The sequence below is a fragment of the Flavobacterium sp. OHVDL-2026-0007 genome (assembly GCF_059882335.1).
The window spans coordinates 3903421-3924528 of the sequence record NZ_CM187612.1; the positions used below are offsets into that span (position 1 = coordinate 3903421).

Here is a 21108-nt window from a genome sequence, read left to right on the forward strand (position 1 = left end):
ATCCACTAAATCAGATTAGATTATCCTAAAAAAGGGTATCTGTAATCTTCAGGAGTAACAAAAGTTTCTTTGATTGTTCTAGGAGAAGCCCAACGCAATAAGTTTAAAGCAGAACCTGCTTTGTCGTTAGTTCCGGAAGCTCTTGCTCCACCAAAAGGTTGCATTCCTACAACAGCTCCTGTTGGTTTGTCATTGATGTAGAAGTTACCTGCAGCATTTTGCAATTTCGTTGTAGCTACTTCAATAGCGTAACGATCTTGGCTAAATACAGCTCCAGTTAAAGCGTACTCAGAAGTAGTATCTACTAATTCTAAAGTTTCTTCCCACTTCGCATCTTCATAAACATAGATAGTAATGACTGGTCCGAATAATTCGGTTTCCATCGTTGTGTATTTTGGGTTAGTCGTTACAATAACGGTTGGCTCAATAAAGTATCCAACTGATTTATCGTAATTTCCACCGATGATAATTTCAGCATCTGCATCTTTTTTAGCTTGGTCAATAAAACCAGCTAATTTGTCAAAAGATCCTTCGTGAATTACTGCTGTAATAAAGTTTCCGAAATCTTCTGGTGAACCCATTTTCATAGATTTAACATCTGTGATTAATTGTTCTTTGACAGCTGGCCATAAACTTTGCGGGATATAAGCTCTTGAAGCAGCAGAACATTTTTGTCCTTGAAATTCAAAAGCACCACGCATAATTCCCGTTGCCACTTGTTTAGTGTTAGCGCTTGGGTGAGCAATGATAAAATCTTTACCACCAGTTTCTCCAACGATTCTTGGGTAAGTTTTATAGTTATGAATGTTGGCACCAATTTTAGCCCAAATATCTTTAAATACATGAGTTGATCCTGTAAAGTGAACTCCAGCAAAATCGCGACTTGCTAAAACGGTATCGGTGATCATTAAGGCGTCTCCGAAAACTACGTTGATGACACCATCAGGAACTCCAGCTTCTTTGAAAACATCAATGATGATTTTTGCAGAAAATACTTGGCTGTCACTTGGTTTCCAAATAACAACATTACCCATCATAGCAGCACTTGCAGGAAGATTTGCAGCAATAGCCGTAAAGTTAAAAGGAGTAATAGCATATACGAAACCTTCAAGAGGTCTGTATTCTAAACGGTTCCAGGTAGTAGAATCTGATTTTGGTTGGTCTCCGTAAATTTGAGTCATGAATTCTACGTTATAACGTAAGAAGTCAATTAATTCACAAGACGCATCAATTTCAGCTTGGTGAATGTTTTTTGATTGACCAATCATTGTAGCGGCGTTAATACGAGCTCTGTATGGTCCTGCGATAAGTTCAGCAGCTTTTAAAAATATAGCAGCACGTTGTTCCCATGCCATATTTGCCCATGCTTTTCTTGATTCAAGAGCATTAGCAATTGCTTTTTCAATATGTTGTTTTTCTGCTAAATGATAGGTTCCTACGATATGTTTGTGGTCGTGTGGAGCAGACATTGTTTTAGTGTTCCCAGTTCTGATTTCTTCGCTTCCGATGTATAACGGAACGTCAATCTTAGAATTCCACATAGTGGTATAAGCTGCTTGAACTGCTGCTTTTTCTGGTGAGTTAGGTGCGTAACCTTTTACTGGCTCGTTTACCGCTTTTGGTACATGAAAGAATCCTTTAAGCATATTATTTAAAATTAGATAATTAGACAATTTAAGGCTAGATGATTTGATTGCTACGAATAATCTAACATTGTACAAAAGTACAAAGGATAAATTAATAATTTGATAAAATTGTTATTAAGATGATCATAAAAAAGTTAGATTTAAAGACTCTTTGTCTTAGATGGTGTAGCGGTTTTTATTCTGGAAATCTGTGTGATATATGTTAAAGCTGCTCTATGGTGTTTTTAAAAGAAATAGGAACTATTTAAAGATTAATTTAAGCTTTTGTTTTTAGAGTATATTTTGGATTACACTTTTATATATGTTTTGTTTATGTGCATGTACCAAAGTATGAAATAAAGCAGTCCGAAGCCTGCTAGATCGCAAAAGGCATCATAATACGCTCCGGTAAATTGTTCAAGACCAAAGAAAATCTGTTTGGCGATTGAAGAGAAATTCAGCACATGTGATCCTACATAAGCGGCTATGGCATTAAGTCCTATGACCTGTAACGGATAAGTCCATTTGTGATAACCTTTTACATCTATAAGCCAATAGAATAAGGCCAATAAAACAAAACTAATTCCTGATGATAACAGCACAAAGGAACTGGTCCATATTCTTTTAATAATAGGATGCCATATTCCAATAACGATTGCAAGGACGATCCCGATTACGCCAATAAAAAAAAGCGACTGAGCTATTTTTTGCCTAGGTAAAGAGGACAAAAGCAATTCACCAGCAAATAGTCCTGACATTGTTGTGGCGGTAAATCCTAAGCCGCTTATTAACCAAGCATATTGAGTTTGATCATAAAAACGACCTAAAAGGTGTTGGTCTATATAGATGGCCAGATTTTTATTAGGGAGTAACTCAAAATCCTGACCAAAGAAACTTGGAACAGATAACAATAGGGCGTAGAGTGTAAGGCAGGTTGCAAAGAATAGATATCTTCCTTTTTGGCTAAGATTAAGATAGGCTATGCAGGAAAATAAATAACCTACAGCAATGGCTTGAAGGGTATTGCTAAAGATTTGAAATTGCGAAATATCCAGAGACAGTAGATTCCCCTGAACAATCCATCCTAAAACAAACAGGATTACAAAGCGTTTTACAATATGAAGATACAGTTTACGGTCTGATCTTGAGGCTGTGCTTCTTTTGCCTAGTGAAAAAGGAATAACCACTCCTACAACAAATAAGAACAAAGGCATGATAATATCATAGAAACGAAAACCAATCCACTCTGCATGTTCAAATTGGTTGACCAGAGTTTTGGTTAAATTGGTTTTGGCCGCTGTATTTAAGTTGTAAACAAAACGATCTGCAACAATGATCATTAGTAAATCAAATCCACGCAGTACATCCACAGACATTAAACGGTTATTGGCTATTGTTTTATTCATTTAGCTAGTGGTTTTTTTATGCAGTGAAAGACTATTTGCTATGGTTGGAATAGTGAGACAACTCGATAGGAATGTCTTTAGATTTAAAAAACGGAATGATTTCATCTCTGTGTATTTGATTTTGCAATTTCCCCAGATTATGTCTGGTTTGTGTTTGTTTTTTTACCACTATACTATGACTGTTGTTTTTTTTGCCAGGAAGTAACCTGAGTATTTGGATCTATTATTTCATTCGGTGTTAGTTGTTTGATTATATAGTGTTTAAAACTTGTTTTGATTTTGTTTCTAGCGAAACTAAAAAATATTTAGTAATAATCAATGCCAAAATTGAAAAAATGTGCTCGAGCACATAAAAATAAATTTTTGCATCCATTTGTCTCGGAAGTAAGACTGTAGAGGTTGTAATGATTTTCGAAATAAAAGTAGGCAATAGAGGGATGATGCAAAATAAAGGAAGAGATCCTTTAAATTAAGGAGGGAGCAGCTGCTTGCTTGACTTTACAATGTGGATAAAATTACATTGTTTTTGCATAAGTGCAGCGGAATAAGTCATCGTTAGGTTGGTTTTCTCAAACGGCTTCCTAGGAGTTTTAATGACTAATTTTTTCAAGGGTATTCTTCTGTGAAGAAAAACAATAATAAAAGAATTTAAAAAGAGATTGAGCTGAAAGGAACGTAGGATTTTATCACCTATATTAGGTAGTGTTTAAGGATATTGGGATACTGCTTTGATTACACTGTTGGGCTGTTTTGCCCTAAGATTTAGTTTAAAGCAAAAGGGGCACACATTCTAAAAGTAGGAACAATTACTTTGAATGTTTTGGTCGTGGTGAAATTGATCATATTGAAATGACCTTTCATGGCACCATATGGTGATGACAATAAACAGCCTGAACTGTAGGTGTGGTTTTCACCTGGCTTTAAAACTGGTTTTTTTCCTATAACGCCTTCTCCGTCAACTGTTTCTAAGTCGTTTAGAGAGTCAAAAATTTCCCAATGACGTGAGGTTAATTGTACAGAATCTTTGCTGTGGTTTTCGATTGTTACTACATAACTAAAGGCAAAGTGAATCTTGTAGTTCTTGAAGTAGGTACCTTCAAAACTAGTTAAAACAGATATTTTTATGCCTCTTGTTATCTGAGAAACCATACTAAAGTAGTATATATGTGTGCGTTATAGTGGCGAATTTACAAAAAAAAATGATTCGATTGAAATCCTTTAACAATGTTTTAATTTGTGATGTTGATGGAGTTTGCATTTCCCTTACCAATTACTCTTTGGTAACGATCTGTGCTCTCTTTATAGTATACTAAAATAGTATACTCATTTTCTGTTTGATAAAAGTTTCCGTCAATAGCATTTTCGTAATCAATAATCCCTTTTTTATCGGCAATTTTGTACTGAAAATTAGTGAAGCCTTGTTTAATCATTACGGCTTTTTCATAGAGGCCTTTGGTCTCGTTATAGTCCATTTTGTAGGCAGTTGATAGGCTGTAATTGTTGAACATTCCTGTAATATAGATGTCTTTGTTTAATCTAAAGGTGGGAGCTGAAAGGCTAAAGTATACCCAAGCATAGTCGGCTTCTATGTCATTGTTAGAAGCATTTATGTTTTTGACCACAAAATTTCCGTTTACATCTTGGTTCAAGGTATAAATCTGGTTGGCTCTTGCTTGATTGGTATATAAGTAAGAACTGTAAATATCATTGTTGGACCCAACTCTTCCTACATTGTTACTGGCTGTACGGATGTCTTTATTCTCAAAATACAAAAACTCATTTCCAGCCCAAAATTGGGTTTCTTTATCGTATTTGTATACCATTTGATTGCCAATGGTATACTGAGGAGCTACGTCTTTAATGCCTGTACTAAAGTCACCATTTTGCAATAGTAGCACTTTTATACTTTGTAGTGGGGTTTGAAAAACAATATCGTTTGAGGCAATTGTAAAATCTAGATTTTGCTTATGGTCTATATTGCTTAGGTTTCGGCTGCGCTTTACTTGGGCAGCAACTGTAGCGCTGTTTTCATATAAAATAAATTTTCTTGATAGAACCACTTCTTTGTCTTCATTGAGAATTTTCAGTATATAGTTTCCTGATATTCTTAATTGGGAAGTAAATTGATTGGGAAAGCTCAGTTTGTAATGCGAATACACTTGAAGCGTATTAAAAGAGTTCTGATAATCCGTAATTCTTTGATTATCCATACCGCTTATATAGTCGGTTTTGGGAATATCAGTTGGTTTCCAATTGTAATCACAATGGGTAATATCAAAATAGTAATTGGCTTCATTGCCAAATAAATCATCAAATTCAAATTGAAAGGAAGAGCCTAATTCGAGTATAGGGACTACATTATTTCCATTTTGAACAAAGGAAACGGTCTTGATGTTGTAGGGAGGGTCTATTTCAGTTTGTGCCTCCTGGGCTGTCGCCGAAACAAAAAAGAAAAGCAGCAGCAGATTTTGAAACAAAAATTTTGACATTGTATTGGATTGTAAGATGGTAAATATAACAATTTATATAACGTAACAGAGTGTCATTTATTGGTTTAAAAACAATTTGCTAGGATTCCAATAGGTAGGCTAAATTGGCTTCAATTTCGTTACTGATATAACTTTCTTCTAGAAGGGAATCGGATAAAAGTTTTTTGTTCTCCTGCAGTTTGATTATTTTTTCTTCTACTGTGTTTTTCGAAATGAACCGAATAACATTTACTTTATTCAATTGCCCTATTCGGTGTGCTCTACCGACTCCTTGTTTTTCTGCAAAAGGATTCCACCAGGGATCTAGGAACAAAACATAAGAAGCTTTGGTGATATTCAAGCCAACTCCTCCTGCTTTGAGTGAAATAAAAAACAATAAAGGATTTTCATTTTCCTGAAAGCGCTGTACTTGATGTTCTCTATTCTTGGCAGGAGTTTCACCTGTAATTTCACAATAGGCTATTTTGTTTTCCTTACACCAAGCTGTGTAAAAACTCAAATTAGTCACAAAGGAGCTGAAAATGATCGTTTTCTGTTTTCCTTTTACTAAATTTTCGAGATATTGGGTTACCGCTATGTATTTTCCTGAATCAATTTCCAGATCCTGATCGATCATTTTGGGATGGTTACTAAGCTGTCTTAACTTCATCAACGTATTGATAATGCTAATTTTGTCAGGGCTGGATCCATCTGTTTTTAATAAAAAATTACGCGCTTTTGATTTTTCTTTTTCATATAACTTTTCCTGTTCAGGATCCATATTGCAGTAATAAATCTGTTCGGATAATTCGGGTAAGTCTTTTAGTACTTGTCCTTTGGTTCTTCTTAAAATATAGGGTTGAATGAGGTTTTTTAATTCAGACAAAGTATTCTCGTCTTGTTTTTTCTCAATTGGGATTTTAAAATTTTCTGCAAAAAAAGCATAAGTGCCCAAAATGTCCGGATTTATAAATTGCATTTGCGACCATAGATCGTCCAATGAGTTTTCTATAGGTGTACCGCTTAGAGCAATTTTATGAGCCGTATTTATTTTATTGATGGCTTTGAAGATTTTGGAGTTTTTATTTTTAATGTATTGACTTTCGTCTAAAATTAAATAGCGGAAATTGTATTTCTCTAAAATTGAAATATCGCGATGAACGATGTTGTAGCTTGTAAAAATCAGATCAGCAGTGGCTAAGCGATGGACCAACTGTTTTCTATCGTTACCAACATACTGCATTTTTGAAAAGTGAGGCGTGAATTTCGCGGCTTCATTATACCAATTGAAAATCAATGAAGAGGGTAAAACAATCAAGGTTTTTAAAGGTTCTCTTTCAATGACCGTTTCGTTTTGAAACAAATCAAAATTCGTGGTTTTGGTTTGGTATCCTAATTGTTCTTGTACTGCAACCAAGACCGCTAGGGTTTGTAATGTTTTTCCAAGTCCCATATCGTCCGCCAAACAAGCCCCTAAATTGGCGTTAAAGTGACCTAAAAGCCATTTTACCCCATCAATTTGATAAGGTCTCAAAGTAGCTTTTAACGAATCCGAAGCGGTATACTCGGCTTTGTAAATTGGTTCTGCATCGTTTTTGATTTCGGCAATAGCATCTAAAGCCGTAAAATTACTCTTGCGTAAGAGTACTGTACCATTTTCGGTTTTAGCCAATTTGGCCAAGGCACCGTATTTGCTAAGCCATTCTAAAGGAATCAGAAAATAGTTTCCGTCAGGGAGTAAAAACAACCTTTCTTTGCTTTTTATGTTGGGGATAATTTCGCTAAAATTGATCGTAAAGTCTCCAATACTAATGATCATTTTGATATCGAACCAGTCTTCTTTTGTTTCCTCTTTTGCTGCTAAAATGTTATGACTCGCTGTGATAATTTCTTTGCTTTCCAATTTTAAATTTTGGATGGAAAAGCCAAAATTTTCTAGTTCTTCTTTATGATCAATAACGAATTGAATGTGAACATAAGGATCCTGAATGTCCCCTTGCGATTCGCAACCAAATAATTCGTTTTTGATTTTGACTAAACCTATTTCCAATAATCTGTTTGTATATGAAATTTCAGTGGGGCTTCGTTTGAACTGGATTATTTTGGGTTCATTGGCAATACTGAAATCAACAAACGAATGTGTTTTTTTAGTTTTACTAGCGTCGAATGAGTAGCCATTGTAATCAAAATACAGATTGAGATAATAACAGTTTTTGAAAAAATCATAAACAGGTTGAATCGTAGTGGAAATAAGGGTATCGCGATGCTCAATTTCAAATCCAGTTGCCTCAATATCTATTTTTTTGGCGATTTGAGGAATGAAATTTTTAAAGTAATCATCTACTAATTTAGAGGGTACCTCGATCGATTTCTTTTTTATAAAAGGTAGTAGTTTTTTAGCGTTAAGGTCCTTTAGTTGAGCTAATTTTCTATCGATAATTAACCAGCTTGGCTCGTCCAAAAGAATTTCCACACTACGATCCATAGGCGAAAATGTAGTTTCGTCTTCTTTTAAAGAAAGGGTATAGGTGATGCCTTCTGGGTGTTTGTTAAATTGAATTTGAGGTTCATAATGGAGCGGATTGGTATTTAATCTGGAACGATAAAAATCCTTTTCAATTCCCATATTGTGAGATAAGGGAAATTGTTCTTGTACAACTAGGCTGTAAAAGGAAGTTAAATTGATTTTTAAATGCTGGCGAATGGCAAATTCAATTTTGGAGTCTTTTTGTAAATCCGCAATGGTTTTTGCAGATTTTATTTTGGTGCCAAATTTTTTGAAAATGAAGTCGGTCTTTAAAGATTCACAGATCGTTAGTATTTTTTGGGTATTGGAATGTAAATGTTCAAACACAATGCCATAGCTTTCCAGTACATCTGTGCTTGCTTTTTTGTTTAAATATTTAATTTCATCGGTGTTCTCAATGATGTAAGCAGTGGGTATATGACTCTTTAGGTTTTTTTCAAAACTGAGGTCAAAACAAAACTGAAATGATTGTGAAAGATCCAAAATTTGGGGTTTGTTATTGGTGGAAATGGTAAAGTTAGTGAACTTCTAAAAAAGCGAAAATAAAAAAAAACAGCTGAATACAGCTGTTTTTCTAGAAATGAATGTTTTTTAAACAGTTTGTAAACGAATTTACATCCCGTAGAGGTGATGAAAAAAAAGCTAGAGGCTTAGTTTTCTGTTTTGAAACAAAGCGGAATAATTTCGCCTGGTGCTAAACAATATTTTTCTACCAATGCTGGCGAGATTTTATGGGTATAATCTTCTTCAATTACGATAAAACCAATGCTTCTTAATTTGTCAAAATAATCACGACCGTAAATGCGTACATGATCGTATTGTCCAAATATTTTAGCGCGTTCTTTTTGATCGGTTATGCTGTCATCAGCAAAAGTAACCTCTCGAGATAAATCTTGTGGAATTTGAAGAATCGCCATTCCTCCTGGTTTTAACACGCGAAATAATTCCTGCATAGCTTTAGTATCATCTGGAATGTGTTCTAAAACATGGTTGCATAAAATGACATCGTATTGGTTGTCTTTAAAAGGCAGATTACAAATGTCTGCTTTTACATCCGCCAAAGGCGAAAACAAATCTGTCGTGGTGTAGTCAAGGTTCTTTTGCTTGCGAAATAATTTATAAAAAGCTTGTTCCGGAGCAAAGTGCAGTACTTTTTTTGGTGCTGTAAAAAAATCGGTTTGATCGTTCAAATACAACCAGAGTAAACGGTGTCTTTCTAAGGAAAGGGTACTTGGTGAAAGAACGTTGTTACGTTGTTTTCCATATCCATAAGGTAAAAACATTCTAAAACTTTTCCCGTCAATTGGATCAGTAAATTTGTTTCCTTTTAGAGAAAATGCTAAAATAGGTCGAGCTACATAGCTCAAACGAATTAGTAAGGGTCTTGGAATGGTATTGAGTACGAGTTTGAAAAGTTTTTTCACAGGATTTTATTTGGGCTGTATTTAAAATTTATAGTACTAAAGGCACTTTTCTAAATTCATCTTCTTCATTGCTTTCGATTCCTAAGGCTTTATAGATGTAAGCGAAAGTCGATAGGATTTCTGGTTTTCCATCAATCAAAGCAACATCATGCTCAAAATGAGCACTAGCTTTTCCATCAGCTGTGGTAATTGTCCAGCCGTCTTTATGTTGTTTGATGTTTCTTGTTCCAAGGTTAATCATCGGTTCGATGGCCACAACCATTCCTTCAACGAATAGTTTTCCTCTACCTTTTTTTCCGTAGTTTGGCATTTCTGGGTCTTCGTGCATTTTTTGACCTAAACCATGGCCAACTAATTCACGAACCACTCCATAACCATGAGATTCGGTATATTTTTGAATAGCACTTCCAACATCTTCAACGCGGTTTCCAGCTTTGAATTCTCTGATTCCCACGTAAAGCGATTCTTTAGTGACTTGCAAAAGTTTTTTTACTTCAGGGGCTACTTCTCCAATTTCAAAACTATAAGCGTGATCACCGTGATAGCCGTTTTTGTATGCACCGCAATCTACGGAGATAACATCACCGCTTTTTAGAGGTGTGTTATTAGGTATTCCGTGTACAACTTGTGAATTTGGGCTCATGCATAGTGAATTTGGAAAGTCGTATAAACCAAGAAAACTTGGTACTGCGCCATGATCACGAATGAATTCTTCGGCTAATTTGTCCAAATATAATGTGGTAACTCCTTCTTTAATTTCAGAAGCAATCATTCCTAATGTTTTAGATACAATTAAGGCACTTTCGCGCATTAATTCAATTTCTTCACGTGATTTTACAATAATCATAATTTCGGATTTTCAGTTGGCAAAAGTACGATTTTAATATTATTTTTTTTAGCTTGATTTTGAATTTAATTCGAAACAATAATTTTAAATGCCATTGAATATCAAGGCTTCTGTGAAAACTCTCTTGGTCTTTCAAATTTATATGTGATAAAAAAGAGGTAAATTAGCTTATTAAACAATTCATTTTAATTATGGAATCTGCTATAAACCAAGAGTATAGTTCGAAAGTAGAAGCGTTAAAAAAGATGAAAAGGAGTGCGTTAGCGCTTTTAGGAGCGGCTGTAATTCTTTTTGGAGTGGCTATTTATTTTAAGATTCCGATACTTCAAGCCTTTAGTGAGGCTGCGATGGTTGGAGGAATTGCGGATTGGTTTGCGGTTGTGGCCCTGTTTAAGCATCCTTTAGGGATTCCAATTCCGCACACCGCATTGATTCCTAGTAATAAAGATGCCATTGGTGAGAATCTTGGCAATTTTGTTTCTGAGGAATTCTTAAACCGTGAAAAGTTGGAATTGAAGTTAGATGAATTTAATTTGGCGACAAAAGCTTCGGATTGGTTGTCGCAGGAGGAACATGCAGCTAATGTGGCCAATTTAATTGTGGTGAATGTGATTCCAGGTGTTTTAAAAACAATTAATGATGAAGATATAAGACGGTTTATCCTGGTACAATTTAAAGCCAAATTGGAGGCTGTAAATTTTGGAGACTGGATAGCAATGGGATTGGAGCCTTTACAAAGAGGCCCTTTAAAAGACCAACTGTTGAACGATGTGCTGGATGTTTTACTGGAGGAATTGGTGAGTAATAAAGATCTGATTCGTAAAAAAGTTAAAGAGGCGACACCTCTTTTGAGTTTTGGATTAGCGGACAAAAGTATATCCGATGGGGTTTTTAATGGACTTTATGAGTTCTTGCATGACGCTAAGGATCCTGAAAGTATGATTAGAGTAAAGATTGATGATTATATCTATGATTTTCTCGACAAAGTAAAAAACGGGGAGGAGATGCGAATTAAAATCAATAAGTTGATTTTGGATTTTGCCGGAAAAAAAGAAGTTCAAGATTATATTAATGGGATTTGGGCTGAAATAAAATTATCCATCACGGGGGATTTAGATAAAGGAGAAGATTCTAAGATAAAAAACAGCATAGCTAATTTGATTCAAACCTTTGGAAAAGGGATACAAGAAGATCCAGTTATGATTGATAAGATTAATAGTTTTATCAAGAATGATTTGTTAGCGGTAGTTTTGAACAATAAAAAAATGATTGGAGATCTGATCGCTTCAACAGTGAAAAGTTGGGATAAAAACGAGGTGGCCGAAAAGTTAGAATTAGAAATAGGAAAAGATCTTCAATACATCAGAATCAACGGAACTTTAGTGGGCGGATTAATTGGGTTATTGATTTATGCGATAGAGTGGGCTTGTCAGTCTGTATTGTAAAGCAGTGCAGTGGTTAATGGATACAGTGGGCTTCATATGTTGTAATATAAGGCGGACTGATTTTTAGAGTCTAATGTAGGGTTTTATATAGATTGATTGGTCACAAAAAAAGCCGCTCTACATTAGAGCGACTTTTTGAAGGGTACCAAGAATGGTTTCTTTTACAATAAAGAATGACAGCTCATTGCCTCAGGTTGGGCAACTCCCATCAGTTCTAATATAGTAGGGGCGATGTCACCTAAAACACCGTCTTTGATTGTTTTTAATTCTTTGTCAACCAAAATGATCGGCACTGGGTTTGTTGTGTGTGCTGTATTTGGGCTTCCGTCAGGATTGATCATTGTCTCGCAATTTCCGTGATCGGCAATTACAATAGTAGTGTAATTATTAGCAAGAGCCGCTTCAATTACTTCTTTTACGCAAGCATCAACTGCTTCACAGGCTTGAATGGCAGCGCTCATGATTCCAGTGTGACCTACCATGTCTCCATTGGCAAAATTCAGACAAACAAAATCTACTTCGCCTTTGTTTAACTCCGGAACAAGAGCGTCCTTTAATTCGAAAGCGCTCATTTCAGGTTGTAGATCGTACGTAGCTACTTTTGGAGAATTTCTTAAAATACGAGATTCGCCTTCAAAAGGAGTTTCTCTTCCTCCTGAAAAGAAGAAGGTAACGTGCGGGTATTTTTCTGTTTCAGCAATACGAATTTGTTTTTTGCCTGCTTTTTCTAAAACCTCACCAAGGGTTTCGGTAATATTATCTTTGTTGTAAACTACTTTTACGTTTTGGTAGGTTTCGTCGTAGTTGGTAAGCGTTACATAGTACAAGTTTAACTTGTGCATGTTTTGCTCGTGAAAGTCTTGTTGCGAAAGCGCTTCTGTAAGTTCACGTCCTCTGTCTGTTCTGAAATTAAAGAAGATAACGACATCGTCTTCCGTAATCGTAGCCAAAGGTTTCTCGTCTGCGTCCACCATTACAATAGGTGCAATAAATTCATCGGTTACCTCTTTTGCATAGCTGTCAAGGATACTTGTAACGGCATTTTTTGATGGAGTTCCAGTTCCATTTACGATCAAATCATAGGCTAGTTTTACACGTTCCCAACGTTTATCACGGTCCATTGCATAATATCGACCAATAATAGAAGCGATTTTTACAGGCGTGTTTTGAATGTGATTTTCTAAGTCCGCAATGTATTTGGCTCCTGATTTAGGGTCAACATCACGTCCGTCTGTAAAAGCGTGAATATAAACATTTTCTAAACCATATTCTTGTGAAGCGTCGATTAAGCCACGTAGATGTGAAGTATGTGAGTGTACTCCTCCATCAGAGACTAATCCTAAAAAGTGAACTTTTTTATTATTTTCTTTAGCATAAGTAAAAGCATCAATAAGTACTTGTTCTTTTGCTAGTGTTTTGTGGGCTACAGCTAAATTGATTTTGGCTAAATCTTGGTATACAATTCTTCCTGCTCCAAGGTTCATGTGGCCTACTTCACTGTTACCCATTTGACCTTCTGGTAGGCCTACATTTAGTCCATCAGTACGAAGTTGAGCGCTTGGGTAATTTTTATAGAGGCTGTTTATAAAAGGAACATTTGCATTGTCTATTGCAGATACTTTAGGGTCGGGAGATTTTCCCCAACCGTCTAAAATCATAAGGATTACTTTCTTGTTCATTACTTTTTATTTTTTACAAAGATAAACCATTTATAAAATGTGCAAGAAAGCATAGGTACAATTATGGTTTATAAAACGAAGCGTAACAAAAAATAGTAATTTGGTTAAAGAATACGGTGTTTTTTATAATTAATTCACGCTTGAGGCTGTTTCTAATATTGTTTTTAGAGGTATTAATAGGGGGTAAGCTATTTTGTGTTTATTTTAAAAACAGGTTTTGAGTAGTCATTATGTATAAAAGAAAGGTGTTTTTGTTTTAAGATGGAAGTGTTTTTCAATAGAAAACATAAAACGCATTTCCTTGTGTTTCAAACCCATGCAACGAATTGCTGTTTTGGGCTTGTAAAAAATATTGTAAATATCCTACAAAGGGGTGTTTTTGTGGTTTAAATGCTAATTTTTTACTTGCATTTTGTTAAAGTTTAAATAAAAAGGCCTTGATTTTCAGGCTTTTATTTTGACAACTATAAATTTTTTATATTTTTGCCAAACCCAAATTTTAATGTACAACCTAAAGTAATTCAATGATTTATAAAATTTATCCACTGCTAGTGTTTTTGTTATTGTCTTTTGGAAAAGAGACTAAAAGCACTCCCGAACTTAAAAAAGTAACGACAAAGAGTATCGCTAAGGTTGAGAAAGTTAGCCTCGATAGTCGAATTGAAAACGTTTACCATACTTTAAATGCTAACCATTTTTCCTTACCGGAACTTAAGACTTTTTCAGAAGCATTAAAAGGTTTTTATTTGTTGAAAGAAAAGGGGGCTATTCAAAAAGATATTTTAACGCTAATTGATTTTAGTTTGTCATCAAATACCAAACGTCTTTGGGTAATTGATTTGGCAACCAATACCGTTTTATTCAATTCTTTAGTAGCTCACGGAAAAAATACTGGAGATGAATTTGCAACGACATTTTCAAATAACAATTCGTCTTTCAAAAGTAGCTTAGGATTTTATGCTACAGGTGAAATTTACAGAGGGAAGCATGGCGCTTCACTGCGTTTAGATGGATTGGAAAAGGGCGTAAATGATCAAGCTCGTAGTAGAGCGGTTGTGATGCATGGGGCTGATTACGTCTCTGACTCTTTTATTAGAAATAACAAACGATTAGGTAGAAGCTTAGGTTGTCCTGCAATTCCGGTTGAGTTGACAAATGAAATAATTGAGACTATAAAAAATAAATCGTGTTTGTATATTTACCATCCTTCAAGAAGTTTTACGATGGAAGAAAAGCTAATCTCTTAATTTAGCATACAAATCCGAATCTAAATTATAAATATCAGCTCTGAAAATGAGCTGATTTTTTTCGCTCCAAGCGGTCCAATACCACTGATATAAAGCGTATTTTTTTGTTATTCTGGTATTGATGGTTTTTTTGGTCGCAATAACAGAGTCAATTTTTTCTTTTGACCAATTATCCGAGTCATCTAGTATATGCTGGGCCAATTCCAAAGGGTTTTCAACACGAACACAGCCTGAACTTAATGAACGGTTGTTTCTTCCAAAATAATTGCGATGATTGGTGTCGTGTAAATATACACTATGGTTGTTGGGGAACAAGATTTTCATTAATCCTAATGAGTTGTCCTCGCCTGGACTTTGTACATAGCGATAATTATGAGGTTTGTTTGGGTTCCATGCATAAGGATTGACCACATTTCCTGCGGTATCATATATCGTAATGCTTTTATTGGCTAAATAGTTTCGATTGCGTCTCATTGCGGGCACGATATCTTCTTTTAAAATGGTAGGAGGGACGGTCCAAGTAGGATTAAAAACAACTGTTTTTAATGTTGAGGTAATGATTGGTGTTTTTCTTTTACTGGTTCCCACGACTATATTTCGAACCAAAGTGGTGTCTTGGTTCTCGACCACATTTAAGCTGTAATTAGGTATGTTGATCATAAAGTAATTTTCAGCTAAGTCGTTATTGTACCATCTCCAACGCTCTAGGTTGGCAATGATTTGTTGTTTTCTTCGGTTTTTCGAATAGTTTAGAGCACTGAGGGTTCCTGGTCCAATAACGCCATCAGGGGCTAAGCCATGTCTAGTTTGAAATTTTTTGATAGATTCAAAGGTTTTGTTGTCGTAAATTATAGTTAAGCTATCTTTTGCAGGCATATCTTTCCAAAACATAAGTCTTTTTTTTATGTTGAGTAGGGCAGCATTGGTATCGTTTAATGTTATTTTTTCCAAAGATTCTATTGTTTTAATATCGTCATCTGGGAAAGTGTTGATGATTTTAAGTGCTTTTAATAGTTGCTTGTAAGTATGTGATTTTGATTGATTGTTTTCTACTATACTGTCTAAATTGTTATTGTTAAAGGCTTTTATTAAAGCGTTGTTTACATCAAAAGTTTTTTCATCTAAGTCCCAATCGTTATATAGTTTTTTAGGATTTAATTTTCCTTTATATAAATGGATTAAGTATTGTTCAAAATTATAAGTCAATAGGATGTCGTAGACAGCTAGCTCGGTATCGTTTAATTTGTTTAGTTTGCTTTCTAGGTTTTTGAGTTTTGATGCTTTGTAATCTTCAGGATTCAAGCCTAATTCCGCTGCATTTTTTAATTGCGATAAAACGTAGGTTCTTTTTTTGAGATCACCCCAAACGGTTTTGTTTTCTGAGGAATGGTAAAATTGCTTAAGTGTTTCGCTTTTAAAAGTGTTGATTAAGCTAGTGTCAATGGTTACTTTTCTTTCGTCAGTCAATATGATTGTGGGAGCCACGACCGTTTTTTTTGCCGCTAGAGGAGTTACGATTTTAGCACTGTCCTTTTTACAGCTGATAAGGAGGCATAGTATTATGAGAAGGTATAATTGCTTCATATTATATTTTTTTAACAGTACTGAATACTCGGAGCTGCTTTGAAAGATAAAGGTTCCTCGCAGTTTGATTGTTCTCTTTTAGCAGTTTACTATTGTTGCTCTGGGCAGGCCAAATCAAATTCACTTCTGTTATTTTGTTGTGGTTTTCCGGTATTTTGCTAGTAGAACTCTAAATCCTTATCTTCTGATGTATTTTTAAAACAGCCATCCTTGAGTCGCTACCAGTTTTCCCCGTAAAGATAATGTTGATTTTTGAATACAGGAATATAATTCTTGTTAAATTAGTTTTATTATTCAGTCGAAGGGCTGCTGGTTAACGAAATCATCTCTTTCAAAGATACAATTTTCTGCTGATTTTTTTATGTTAAGAATTACTTGATTTGTAGCTTAAATTTATTTTTGTAGTATTTGTTTTACTGTATTTAAGATTTTAGAAAAACAGTCGGATTGATAACTTTTTAATTTTAAATCATTTAGGAATAATTGCTGTTTTTAATTGAAATTTTTGAAGAAAAAGCTTGTTTTGCACTTTATTTATTCTCTAAATTTGCACCACGGTAATGCGAAAGTAGCTCAGTTGGTAGAGCTCCAGCCTTCCAAGCTGGTTGTCGCGAGTTCGAGCCTCGTCTTTCGCTCTAAAAAACCGAAACTTAATGGTTTCGGTTTTTTTATCAAAATTGAATAATTATTGAATTTTGTTTTTTAAAATGATATAATTGTTTATATTTGCAGCCTAATTAATGCGAAAGTAGCTCAGTTGGTAGAGCTCCAGCCTTCCAAGCTGGTTGTCGCGAGTTCGAGCCTCGTCTTTCGCTCTAGAAACCGAAACATAATTGTTTTGGTTTTTTTTAGCAGAATTGGATAATTATTGAATTTGATTTTAAGAAGATTTAATTGTCCGTATTGCAACCTTATTAATGCGAAAGTAGCTCAGTTGGTAGAGCTCCAGCCTTCCAAGCTGGTTGTCGCGAGTTCGAGCCTCGTCTTTCGCTCTTAAAAAAAGCCTCAAACATTTAGTTTGAGGCTTTTTTCGTTGGCGTTTATTTTAAATAACTTAGGTCAGATTCTGTTGCTAATTCTTCTGGGGATTGATTTTGTAAAAACAAACGAGCGCTAAGGTTTCCTTTTAAGGTGATTTGGTCTCCTTTTACTTCCAGCCAACTACCTTCTCTTAACCCTAAAACGGGAATTGTATTGAAGGCATGAAATTCTTTAATTCTTGTTTCGCGAGTTTCTCCCATGTGTTTGGATGATAAATCAGGGTCTAAATAATGGGGGTTTAGATTAAAAGGAATCAGTCCTAAGGTTTGAAAACTAGGAGGATATATGATAGGCATGTCGTTGCTGGTTTGCATGGATAAGCCGCAGATGTTGCTTCCTGCACTTGTTCCTAAGTAAGGCGTTCCGTTTTTTACTGTCTGAGCAAGGGTTTGCATAATGTTTTGCTGGTATAATTGTGTAACCAATAAAAAAGTATTTCCTCCTCCAGTAAAGATACCTTCGGCTTCTTTGATTGCTTTTTCGGCATTGTCAAATTCGTGAATTCCTTTTACGTTAATATTTATGGAAGAAAAGGCTTGTGCTACTTTCGAGGTGTATTCGTCGTGAGTGATCCCGCTAGGCCGTGCAAAAGGAATGAATACAATGCTTTTACAGTTTTTAAAATGGGATTGTAAGGTAGGTAGTAGGTATTCTAGATAACTGCCTTCGTGTAGTGTTGAAGTACTGGCTATGATGATGCTTTTCATGAAATTTAAAATCAAATTGTTTAGGTTAAAGGTATTAAATCTCTTTTTTTAGAGGTGGTCAATCGGGTTTAATTAACATATTTTTACCAAGCCATTAGTATTAAATTTGGAATACATTGAGATATTTTTACATCTTTAAGAGTAATTTTAAATTTTTCTCATTTTGATTGGTAAAGTAGTAGTTTTTTTAGTTATCGTTTTGACTCCAAGGGTTTGGTCTCAAAGCCAAGACCAATCGATGTTTAATGGTAAGGTGACTTCAACTGTAGATAATTTGGAAGGCGTTTATGTGATTAATGCCCAAACGGAAGCTACGGTAACTACAGCTGCAGATGGTTCTTTTTCAATTGCAGCTAAGACAGGTGAAACACTTGTTTTTTCTTCTATACAATTTAAAGAAAATAGAGTGCTACTTAGGGAGCAGGATTTCTCAAACTTGAATTTTTCCGTCCCCTTAAAAATGATTATGTACCAGTTGCAGGAGGTAATAGTGAAAAGGTACGATAATATTAACTCAGTAGCGCTAGGGATTGTTCCAAGTGGACAAAAGCACTATACGGAAGCGGAAAGAAAGTTGCGTACAGCAACGGCATTAAATGCAGCGGCGGGCGGCGGAGGCATGGCAGGAGGTGCTGTTTCAGCAGATCCTTTGCTGAATTTTTTTTCAGGGCGCACTGCAATGCTTAAAAAAGAAGTTGCGGTGGAGAAAAAAGAGATGTTCATGAAACTTTTAGAGCGCATGTTTGATTTAGATTATTTTGTTAATCGTTTGAAAGTACCGCTAGAGTATGTGAAAGGATTTGAGTATTATGCGGTTGAAAACGAAAAGTTTACGGTTATTCTGAGTTCTAAAAATAAAACTTCTACGGAGTTTTTATTGGGCGAATTAGCCGTAAAATACAAGGAAATGATAGCCGGTGAAAAGTAATAATCGTTTATGGGTACTGCTTTTCTTGATTTTTCAAATTACTTTTGGATCAAATGATCGTCAAGGAAAAGGAGTGATGTAGGTGATCTGGCGTGTGAAAAGGTTAATAGTGTTATTAAAAATTGGAATAACACAATGAAATTATAGTAAGTGAAAAACAAGTATACTTTTTTGGTTTTGGTTTTGTTTCTTTTTCAATTTTGTATGGGACAGACCAATACAGCGAAAGAGATTTTAGGGCAAATTGTAGCGCAATCTACTTCTGTAGTTGGGGTTAATGTTATTAATAATACTACTCAGGTTTCGACTGTTTCAGATGAAAGTGGTCGATTTGCTATTGTAGTGAAGCAAGGAGATGTTTTGGTTTTTTCGGCAGTGAATTTAGAAGGACTTCGCTATCGAATTACGGCGGAGGACATGGATTTAAAATCAATTCATATCAAGCTGGCTGCTAAAGAAGTGGAGTTGAAGGAGGTGATTGTCAATGAAAATTCGGGGATTAATGCTGAAAGTATGGGGATCATTCCCTATGGACAAAAAAAATACACTGCGGCTGAAAGAAAGGTCTATGGGGCAACTTCTGGTCCGGTAGACATATTATTGAATACGATCTCAGGTAGAACCCAAATGCTGAAAAAAGAGGTAGATGTAGAAAAAAAAGAGGTTTTATTTCGAAAAATGGAATATCTTTTTAATGAAGATTATTATACAGAACGTCTGAAAATTCCTCTAGAAGATATCAAAGGATTTCAGCTTTATTGTGTAGAAGATACTGAATTTGCCGTATCTTTGAATACTAAGAACAAGACAATGAGTATGTTTTTAATTACTGACTTAGCCCGAAAATATTTAATAATTCTTCAAAATGAAAAATAAATTAGGAATACTGCTTGCGTGTTTACTTTGTCAAATAGCCATTGGACAAAACGATTCAAGGAAATCATTACATGGACAAGTTTTTAATAGCGCCCTAGCTATAGAAGGTGGTTATGTGATGAATATAAATGCGAAAACCAGAACTTTTATAGGTGCAGAAGGATTGTTCGATATTATGGCTAGACCTAAGGATACTTTATTGTTTTCGGGTTTAACATTTCAATCTAGAAAGGTTGTTTTGAGTGAGAAAGATTGTGCAGAAGTGCTTTTTATAGTGCGATTGGATTTGGTGAATAATCAGTTGAAAGAAGTTTTGATTCCTAAAGAGTTAAAAGTAAAGGCATTGCAAGGTGGTTCGCAAGGGATTGTTGATCTGCAATTTGAAGACGACAAACAATCTACAGCAAAAAATAATGCGATGTACTCGGATCAAACCATTAAGTATGGAACTGATTTTGTTCGAATTTTCAAAGATGTCAAAAAACTGCTAAGGAAAAAAGAAGACGTTAAGCCAGAGGTTATTGATGATATTGCTTTTGTGCAGTATTCTAAAGCAAACTTCACGGCTGATTTCTATACCAAAACACTTGGTTTGAAATCAGACGAAATAGATTTGTTTTTAATGTATTGTTCTAACGATCCAGAGTCAAAAAGGCATCTAAAGCCAGAGGCAAAGTTCGAATTGATGGATTTTATGGTTACTAAAAATGAGGAATTTAAGAAAGCGAATGTTACGCAGAAATAAACTGATTTTTCCTTTAATAGGAGTACTGTTTGTGTTATTTTCTGGTTTTTCTTTTCATAAGTTCTATATGGGTGTTTTTCAGGTGAATTACGCGGCTGAAAAAAAAATGATTCAGATAACGTCCCGAATTTTTATCGACGATTTAAATAAAGGGATGGAAAAGAAATACCATCGGAAAACTTATGTAGGCACCGATAAAGAAACGCCAGCGGATGTTGATTTATTGAAAAAATACCTTGCAGAAAATTTCGTCATCAAAATCAATGGGCAGTCAAAGGCAATTACTTTTTTATCTAAGGAGGTAGAGGCTGATGATGTTTTGGTTTGTTATTCCCGGATTAAAGATGTTGATAAATTCAAGACCATTGAGATTTTAAACACTATTTTATTGGATTGGAATAATGAGCAACAAAACATTACACATATTGTGGCCTTTGGTGTAAAAAAGAGTGTACTTTTTACCGAATCTTCAAGGAAAGAAGTGTTAAAATATTGAGAGAAGTGTAAAATTATCATTTTAATTGGTATTTTCACAGCCTGACAAAATTCTCGAAAAGTA

At 35.0% G+C, this 21108-nt stretch carries 16 protein-coding genes and 3 tRNA genes; 9 read left to right on the plus strand and 10 right to left on the minus strand.

The genetic code is table 11. From position 1 onward, the window contains the following. Nucleotides 1–20 precede the first annotated feature (20 nt). The 7 genes from pruA to map form a co-directional block, all read right to left on the minus strand. On the minus strand, nucleotides 21–1646 hold the full coding sequence (pruA, locus tag AC51AA_RS16065; protein ID WP_500703231.1) for an L-glutamate gamma-semialdehyde dehydrogenase: 1626 nt from the start codon (nucleotides 1644–1646) through the stop codon (nucleotides 21–23). Between the two features lie 287 nt (nucleotides 1647–1933). Continuing rightward, a complete protein-coding gene (locus AC51AA_RS16070) occupies nucleotides 1934–3031 on the minus strand; it encodes an acyltransferase family protein (RefSeq protein WP_500703232.1) in 1098 nt (365 codons plus the stop codon). Nucleotides 3032–3793: 762 nt separating this feature from the next. Continuing rightward, nucleotides 3794–4180, minus strand: a complete 387-nt coding sequence (gene apaG, locus AC51AA_RS16075) for a Co2+/Mg2+ efflux facilitator ApaG/CorD (protein ID WP_500703233.1) — start codon at nucleotides 4178–4180, stop codon at nucleotides 3794–3796. An 80-nt stretch (nucleotides 4181–4260) separates the two neighbouring features. After that, complete coding sequence (locus AC51AA_RS16080; RefSeq protein WP_500703234.1) at nucleotides 4261–5520, minus strand: type IX secretion system plug protein; 1260 nt, start codon at nucleotides 5518–5520, stop codon at nucleotides 4261–4263. A 79-nt stretch (nucleotides 5521–5599) separates the two neighbouring features. Beyond that, entirely contained in the window at nucleotides 5600–8509 is a 2910-nt protein-coding gene (locus AC51AA_RS16085; protein ID WP_500703235.1) for a DEAD/DEAH box helicase, read from the minus strand. 167 nt (nucleotides 8510–8676) lie between these two features. Continuing rightward, nucleotides 8677–9450, minus strand: coding sequence for a class I SAM-dependent methyltransferase (locus AC51AA_RS16090; protein WP_500703236.1), 774 nt, complete (start codon nucleotides 9448–9450; stop codon nucleotides 8677–8679). A gap of 28 nt (nucleotides 9451–9478) precedes the next feature. Next, nucleotides 9479–10297: a type I methionyl aminopeptidase gene (map, locus tag AC51AA_RS16095; protein ID WP_500703237.1), complete on the minus strand. Its 819-nt coding sequence runs from the start codon at nucleotides 10295–10297 to the stop codon at nucleotides 9479–9481. Between the two features lie 245 nt (nucleotides 10298–10542). On the opposite strand from map, the gene AC51AA_RS16100 reads away from it, so the two are divergent. Next, complete coding sequence (locus AC51AA_RS16100) at nucleotides 10543–11742, plus strand: DUF445 domain-containing protein (protein ID WP_500703238.1); 1200 nt, start codon at nucleotides 10543–10545, stop codon at nucleotides 11740–11742. A 161-nt stretch (nucleotides 11743–11903) separates the two neighbouring features. On the opposite strand, the gene gpmI is transcribed toward AC51AA_RS16100, so the two are convergent. Continuing rightward, entirely contained in the window at nucleotides 11904–13421 is a 1518-nt protein-coding gene (gpmI, locus tag AC51AA_RS16105; protein WP_500703239.1) for a 2,3-bisphosphoglycerate-independent phosphoglycerate mutase, read from the minus strand. Between the two features lie 524 nt (nucleotides 13422–13945). Between gpmI and AC51AA_RS16110 the strand changes: the two genes are divergently transcribed. Then, nucleotides 13946–14668, plus strand: a complete 723-nt coding sequence (locus AC51AA_RS16110; protein WP_500703240.1) for a murein L,D-transpeptidase catalytic domain family protein — start codon at nucleotides 13946–13948, stop codon at nucleotides 14666–14668. Here the strand turns inward: AC51AA_RS16110 and AC51AA_RS16115 are convergent. Further along, nucleotides 14657–16252: a L,D-transpeptidase family protein gene (locus tag AC51AA_RS16115; RefSeq protein WP_500703241.1), complete on the minus strand. Its 1596-nt coding sequence runs from the start codon at nucleotides 16250–16252 to the stop codon at nucleotides 14657–14659. The genes AC51AA_RS16110 and AC51AA_RS16115 overlap by 12 nt on opposite strands. Before the next feature lie 562 nt (nucleotides 16253–16814). On the opposite strand from AC51AA_RS16115, the gene AC51AA_RS16120 reads away from it, so the two are divergent. The 3 genes from AC51AA_RS16120 (at nucleotide 16815) to AC51AA_RS16130 (ending at nucleotide 17244) form a co-directional block, all read left to right on the plus strand. Further along, nucleotides 16815–16887 (plus strand) — tRNA-Gly (locus AC51AA_RS16120). Between the two features lie 107 nt (nucleotides 16888–16994). Beyond that, a tRNA-Gly gene (locus tag AC51AA_RS16125) sits at nucleotides 16995–17067 on the plus strand. Nucleotides 17068–17171: 104 nt separating this feature from the next. Beyond that, nucleotides 17172–17244, plus strand: a tRNA-Gly gene (locus AC51AA_RS16130). 48 nt (nucleotides 17245–17292) lie between these two features. Here AC51AA_RS16130 and pepE read toward each other — a convergent pair. Further along, nucleotides 17293–18000: a dipeptidase PepE gene (gene pepE, locus AC51AA_RS16135; protein ID WP_500703242.1), complete on the minus strand. Its 708-nt coding sequence runs from the start codon at nucleotides 17998–18000 to the stop codon at nucleotides 17293–17295. A gap of 163 nt (nucleotides 18001–18163) precedes the next feature. Here pepE and AC51AA_RS16140 point away from each other — a divergent pair, with 163 nt between their 5' ends. The 4 genes from AC51AA_RS16140 (at nucleotide 18164) to AC51AA_RS16155 (ending at nucleotide 21045) form a co-directional block, all read left to right on the plus strand. After that, complete coding sequence (locus tag AC51AA_RS16140; RefSeq protein ID WP_500703243.1) at nucleotides 18164–18928, plus strand: hypothetical protein; 765 nt, start codon at nucleotides 18164–18166, stop codon at nucleotides 18926–18928. A gap of 150 nt (nucleotides 18929–19078) precedes the next feature. Then, complete coding sequence (locus tag AC51AA_RS16145; RefSeq protein WP_500703244.1) at nucleotides 19079–19804, plus strand: carboxypeptidase-like regulatory domain-containing protein; 726 nt, start codon at nucleotides 19079–19081, stop codon at nucleotides 19802–19804. Beyond that, complete coding sequence (gene bamP / locus AC51AA_RS16150) at nucleotides 19794–20549, plus strand: BamP family beta-barrel-assembly machinery protein (protein ID WP_500703245.1); 756 nt, start codon at nucleotides 19794–19796, stop codon at nucleotides 20547–20549. Before AC51AA_RS16145 ends, bamP begins: the two co-directional genes overlap by 11 nt. Beyond that, the gene (locus tag AC51AA_RS16155) at nucleotides 20512–21045 is read left to right on the plus strand and encodes a DUF6702 family protein (protein ID WP_500703246.1); all 534 of its coding nucleotides are present in this window, start codon (nucleotides 20512–20514) and stop codon (nucleotides 21043–21045) included. Before bamP ends, AC51AA_RS16155 begins: the two co-directional genes overlap by 38 nt. Nucleotides 21046–21108: the final 63 nt, after the last annotated feature.

What these genes read in the sequence shown, in the direction of transcription:
- AC51AA_RS16080 (WP_500703234.1), bottom strand. Translation starts at nt 5,520, where the DNA reads ATGTCAAAATTTTTGTTTCAAAATCTGCTGCTGCTTTTCTTTTTTGTT.
- map (WP_500703237.1), bottom strand. Translation starts at nt 10,297, where the DNA reads ATGATTATTGTAAAATCACGTGAAGAAATTGAATTAATGCGCGAAAGT.
- pruA (WP_500703231.1), bottom strand. Translation starts at nt 1,646, where the DNA reads ATGCTTAAAGGATTCTTTCATGTACCAAAAGCGGTAAACGAGCCAGTA.
- bamP (WP_500703245.1), top strand. Translation starts at nt 19,794, where the DNA reads ATGAAAAATAAATTAGGAATACTGCTTGCGTGTTTACTTTGTCAAATA.
- AC51AA_RS16115 (WP_500703241.1), bottom strand. Translation starts at nt 16,252, where the DNA reads ATGAAGCAATTATACCTTCTCATAATACTATGCCTCCTTATCAGCTGT.
- AC51AA_RS16100 (WP_500703238.1), top strand. Translation starts at nt 10,543, where the DNA reads ATGAAAAGGAGTGCGTTAGCGCTTTTAGGAGCGGCTGTAATTCTTTTT.
- AC51AA_RS16155 (WP_500703246.1), top strand. Translation starts at nt 20,512, where the DNA reads ATGAGGAATTTAAGAAAGCGAATGTTACGCAGAAATAAACTGATTTTT.
- AC51AA_RS16110 (WP_500703240.1), top strand. Translation starts at nt 13,946, where the DNA reads ATGATTTATAAAATTTATCCACTGCTAGTGTTTTTGTTATTGTCTTTT.
- apaG (WP_500703233.1), bottom strand. Translation starts at nt 4,180, where the DNA reads ATGGTTTCTCAGATAACAAGAGGCATAAAAATATCTGTTTTAACTAGT.
- AC51AA_RS16070 (WP_500703232.1), bottom strand. Translation starts at nt 3,031, where the DNA reads ATGAATAAAACAATAGCCAATAACCGTTTAATGTCTGTGGATGTACTG.
- pepE (WP_500703242.1), bottom strand. Translation starts at nt 18,000, where the DNA reads ATGAAAAGCATCATCATAGCCAGTACTTCAACACTACACGAAGGCAGT.
- gpmI (WP_500703239.1), bottom strand. Translation starts at nt 13,421, where the DNA reads ATGAACAAGAAAGTAATCCTTATGATTTTAGACGGTTGGGGAAAATCT.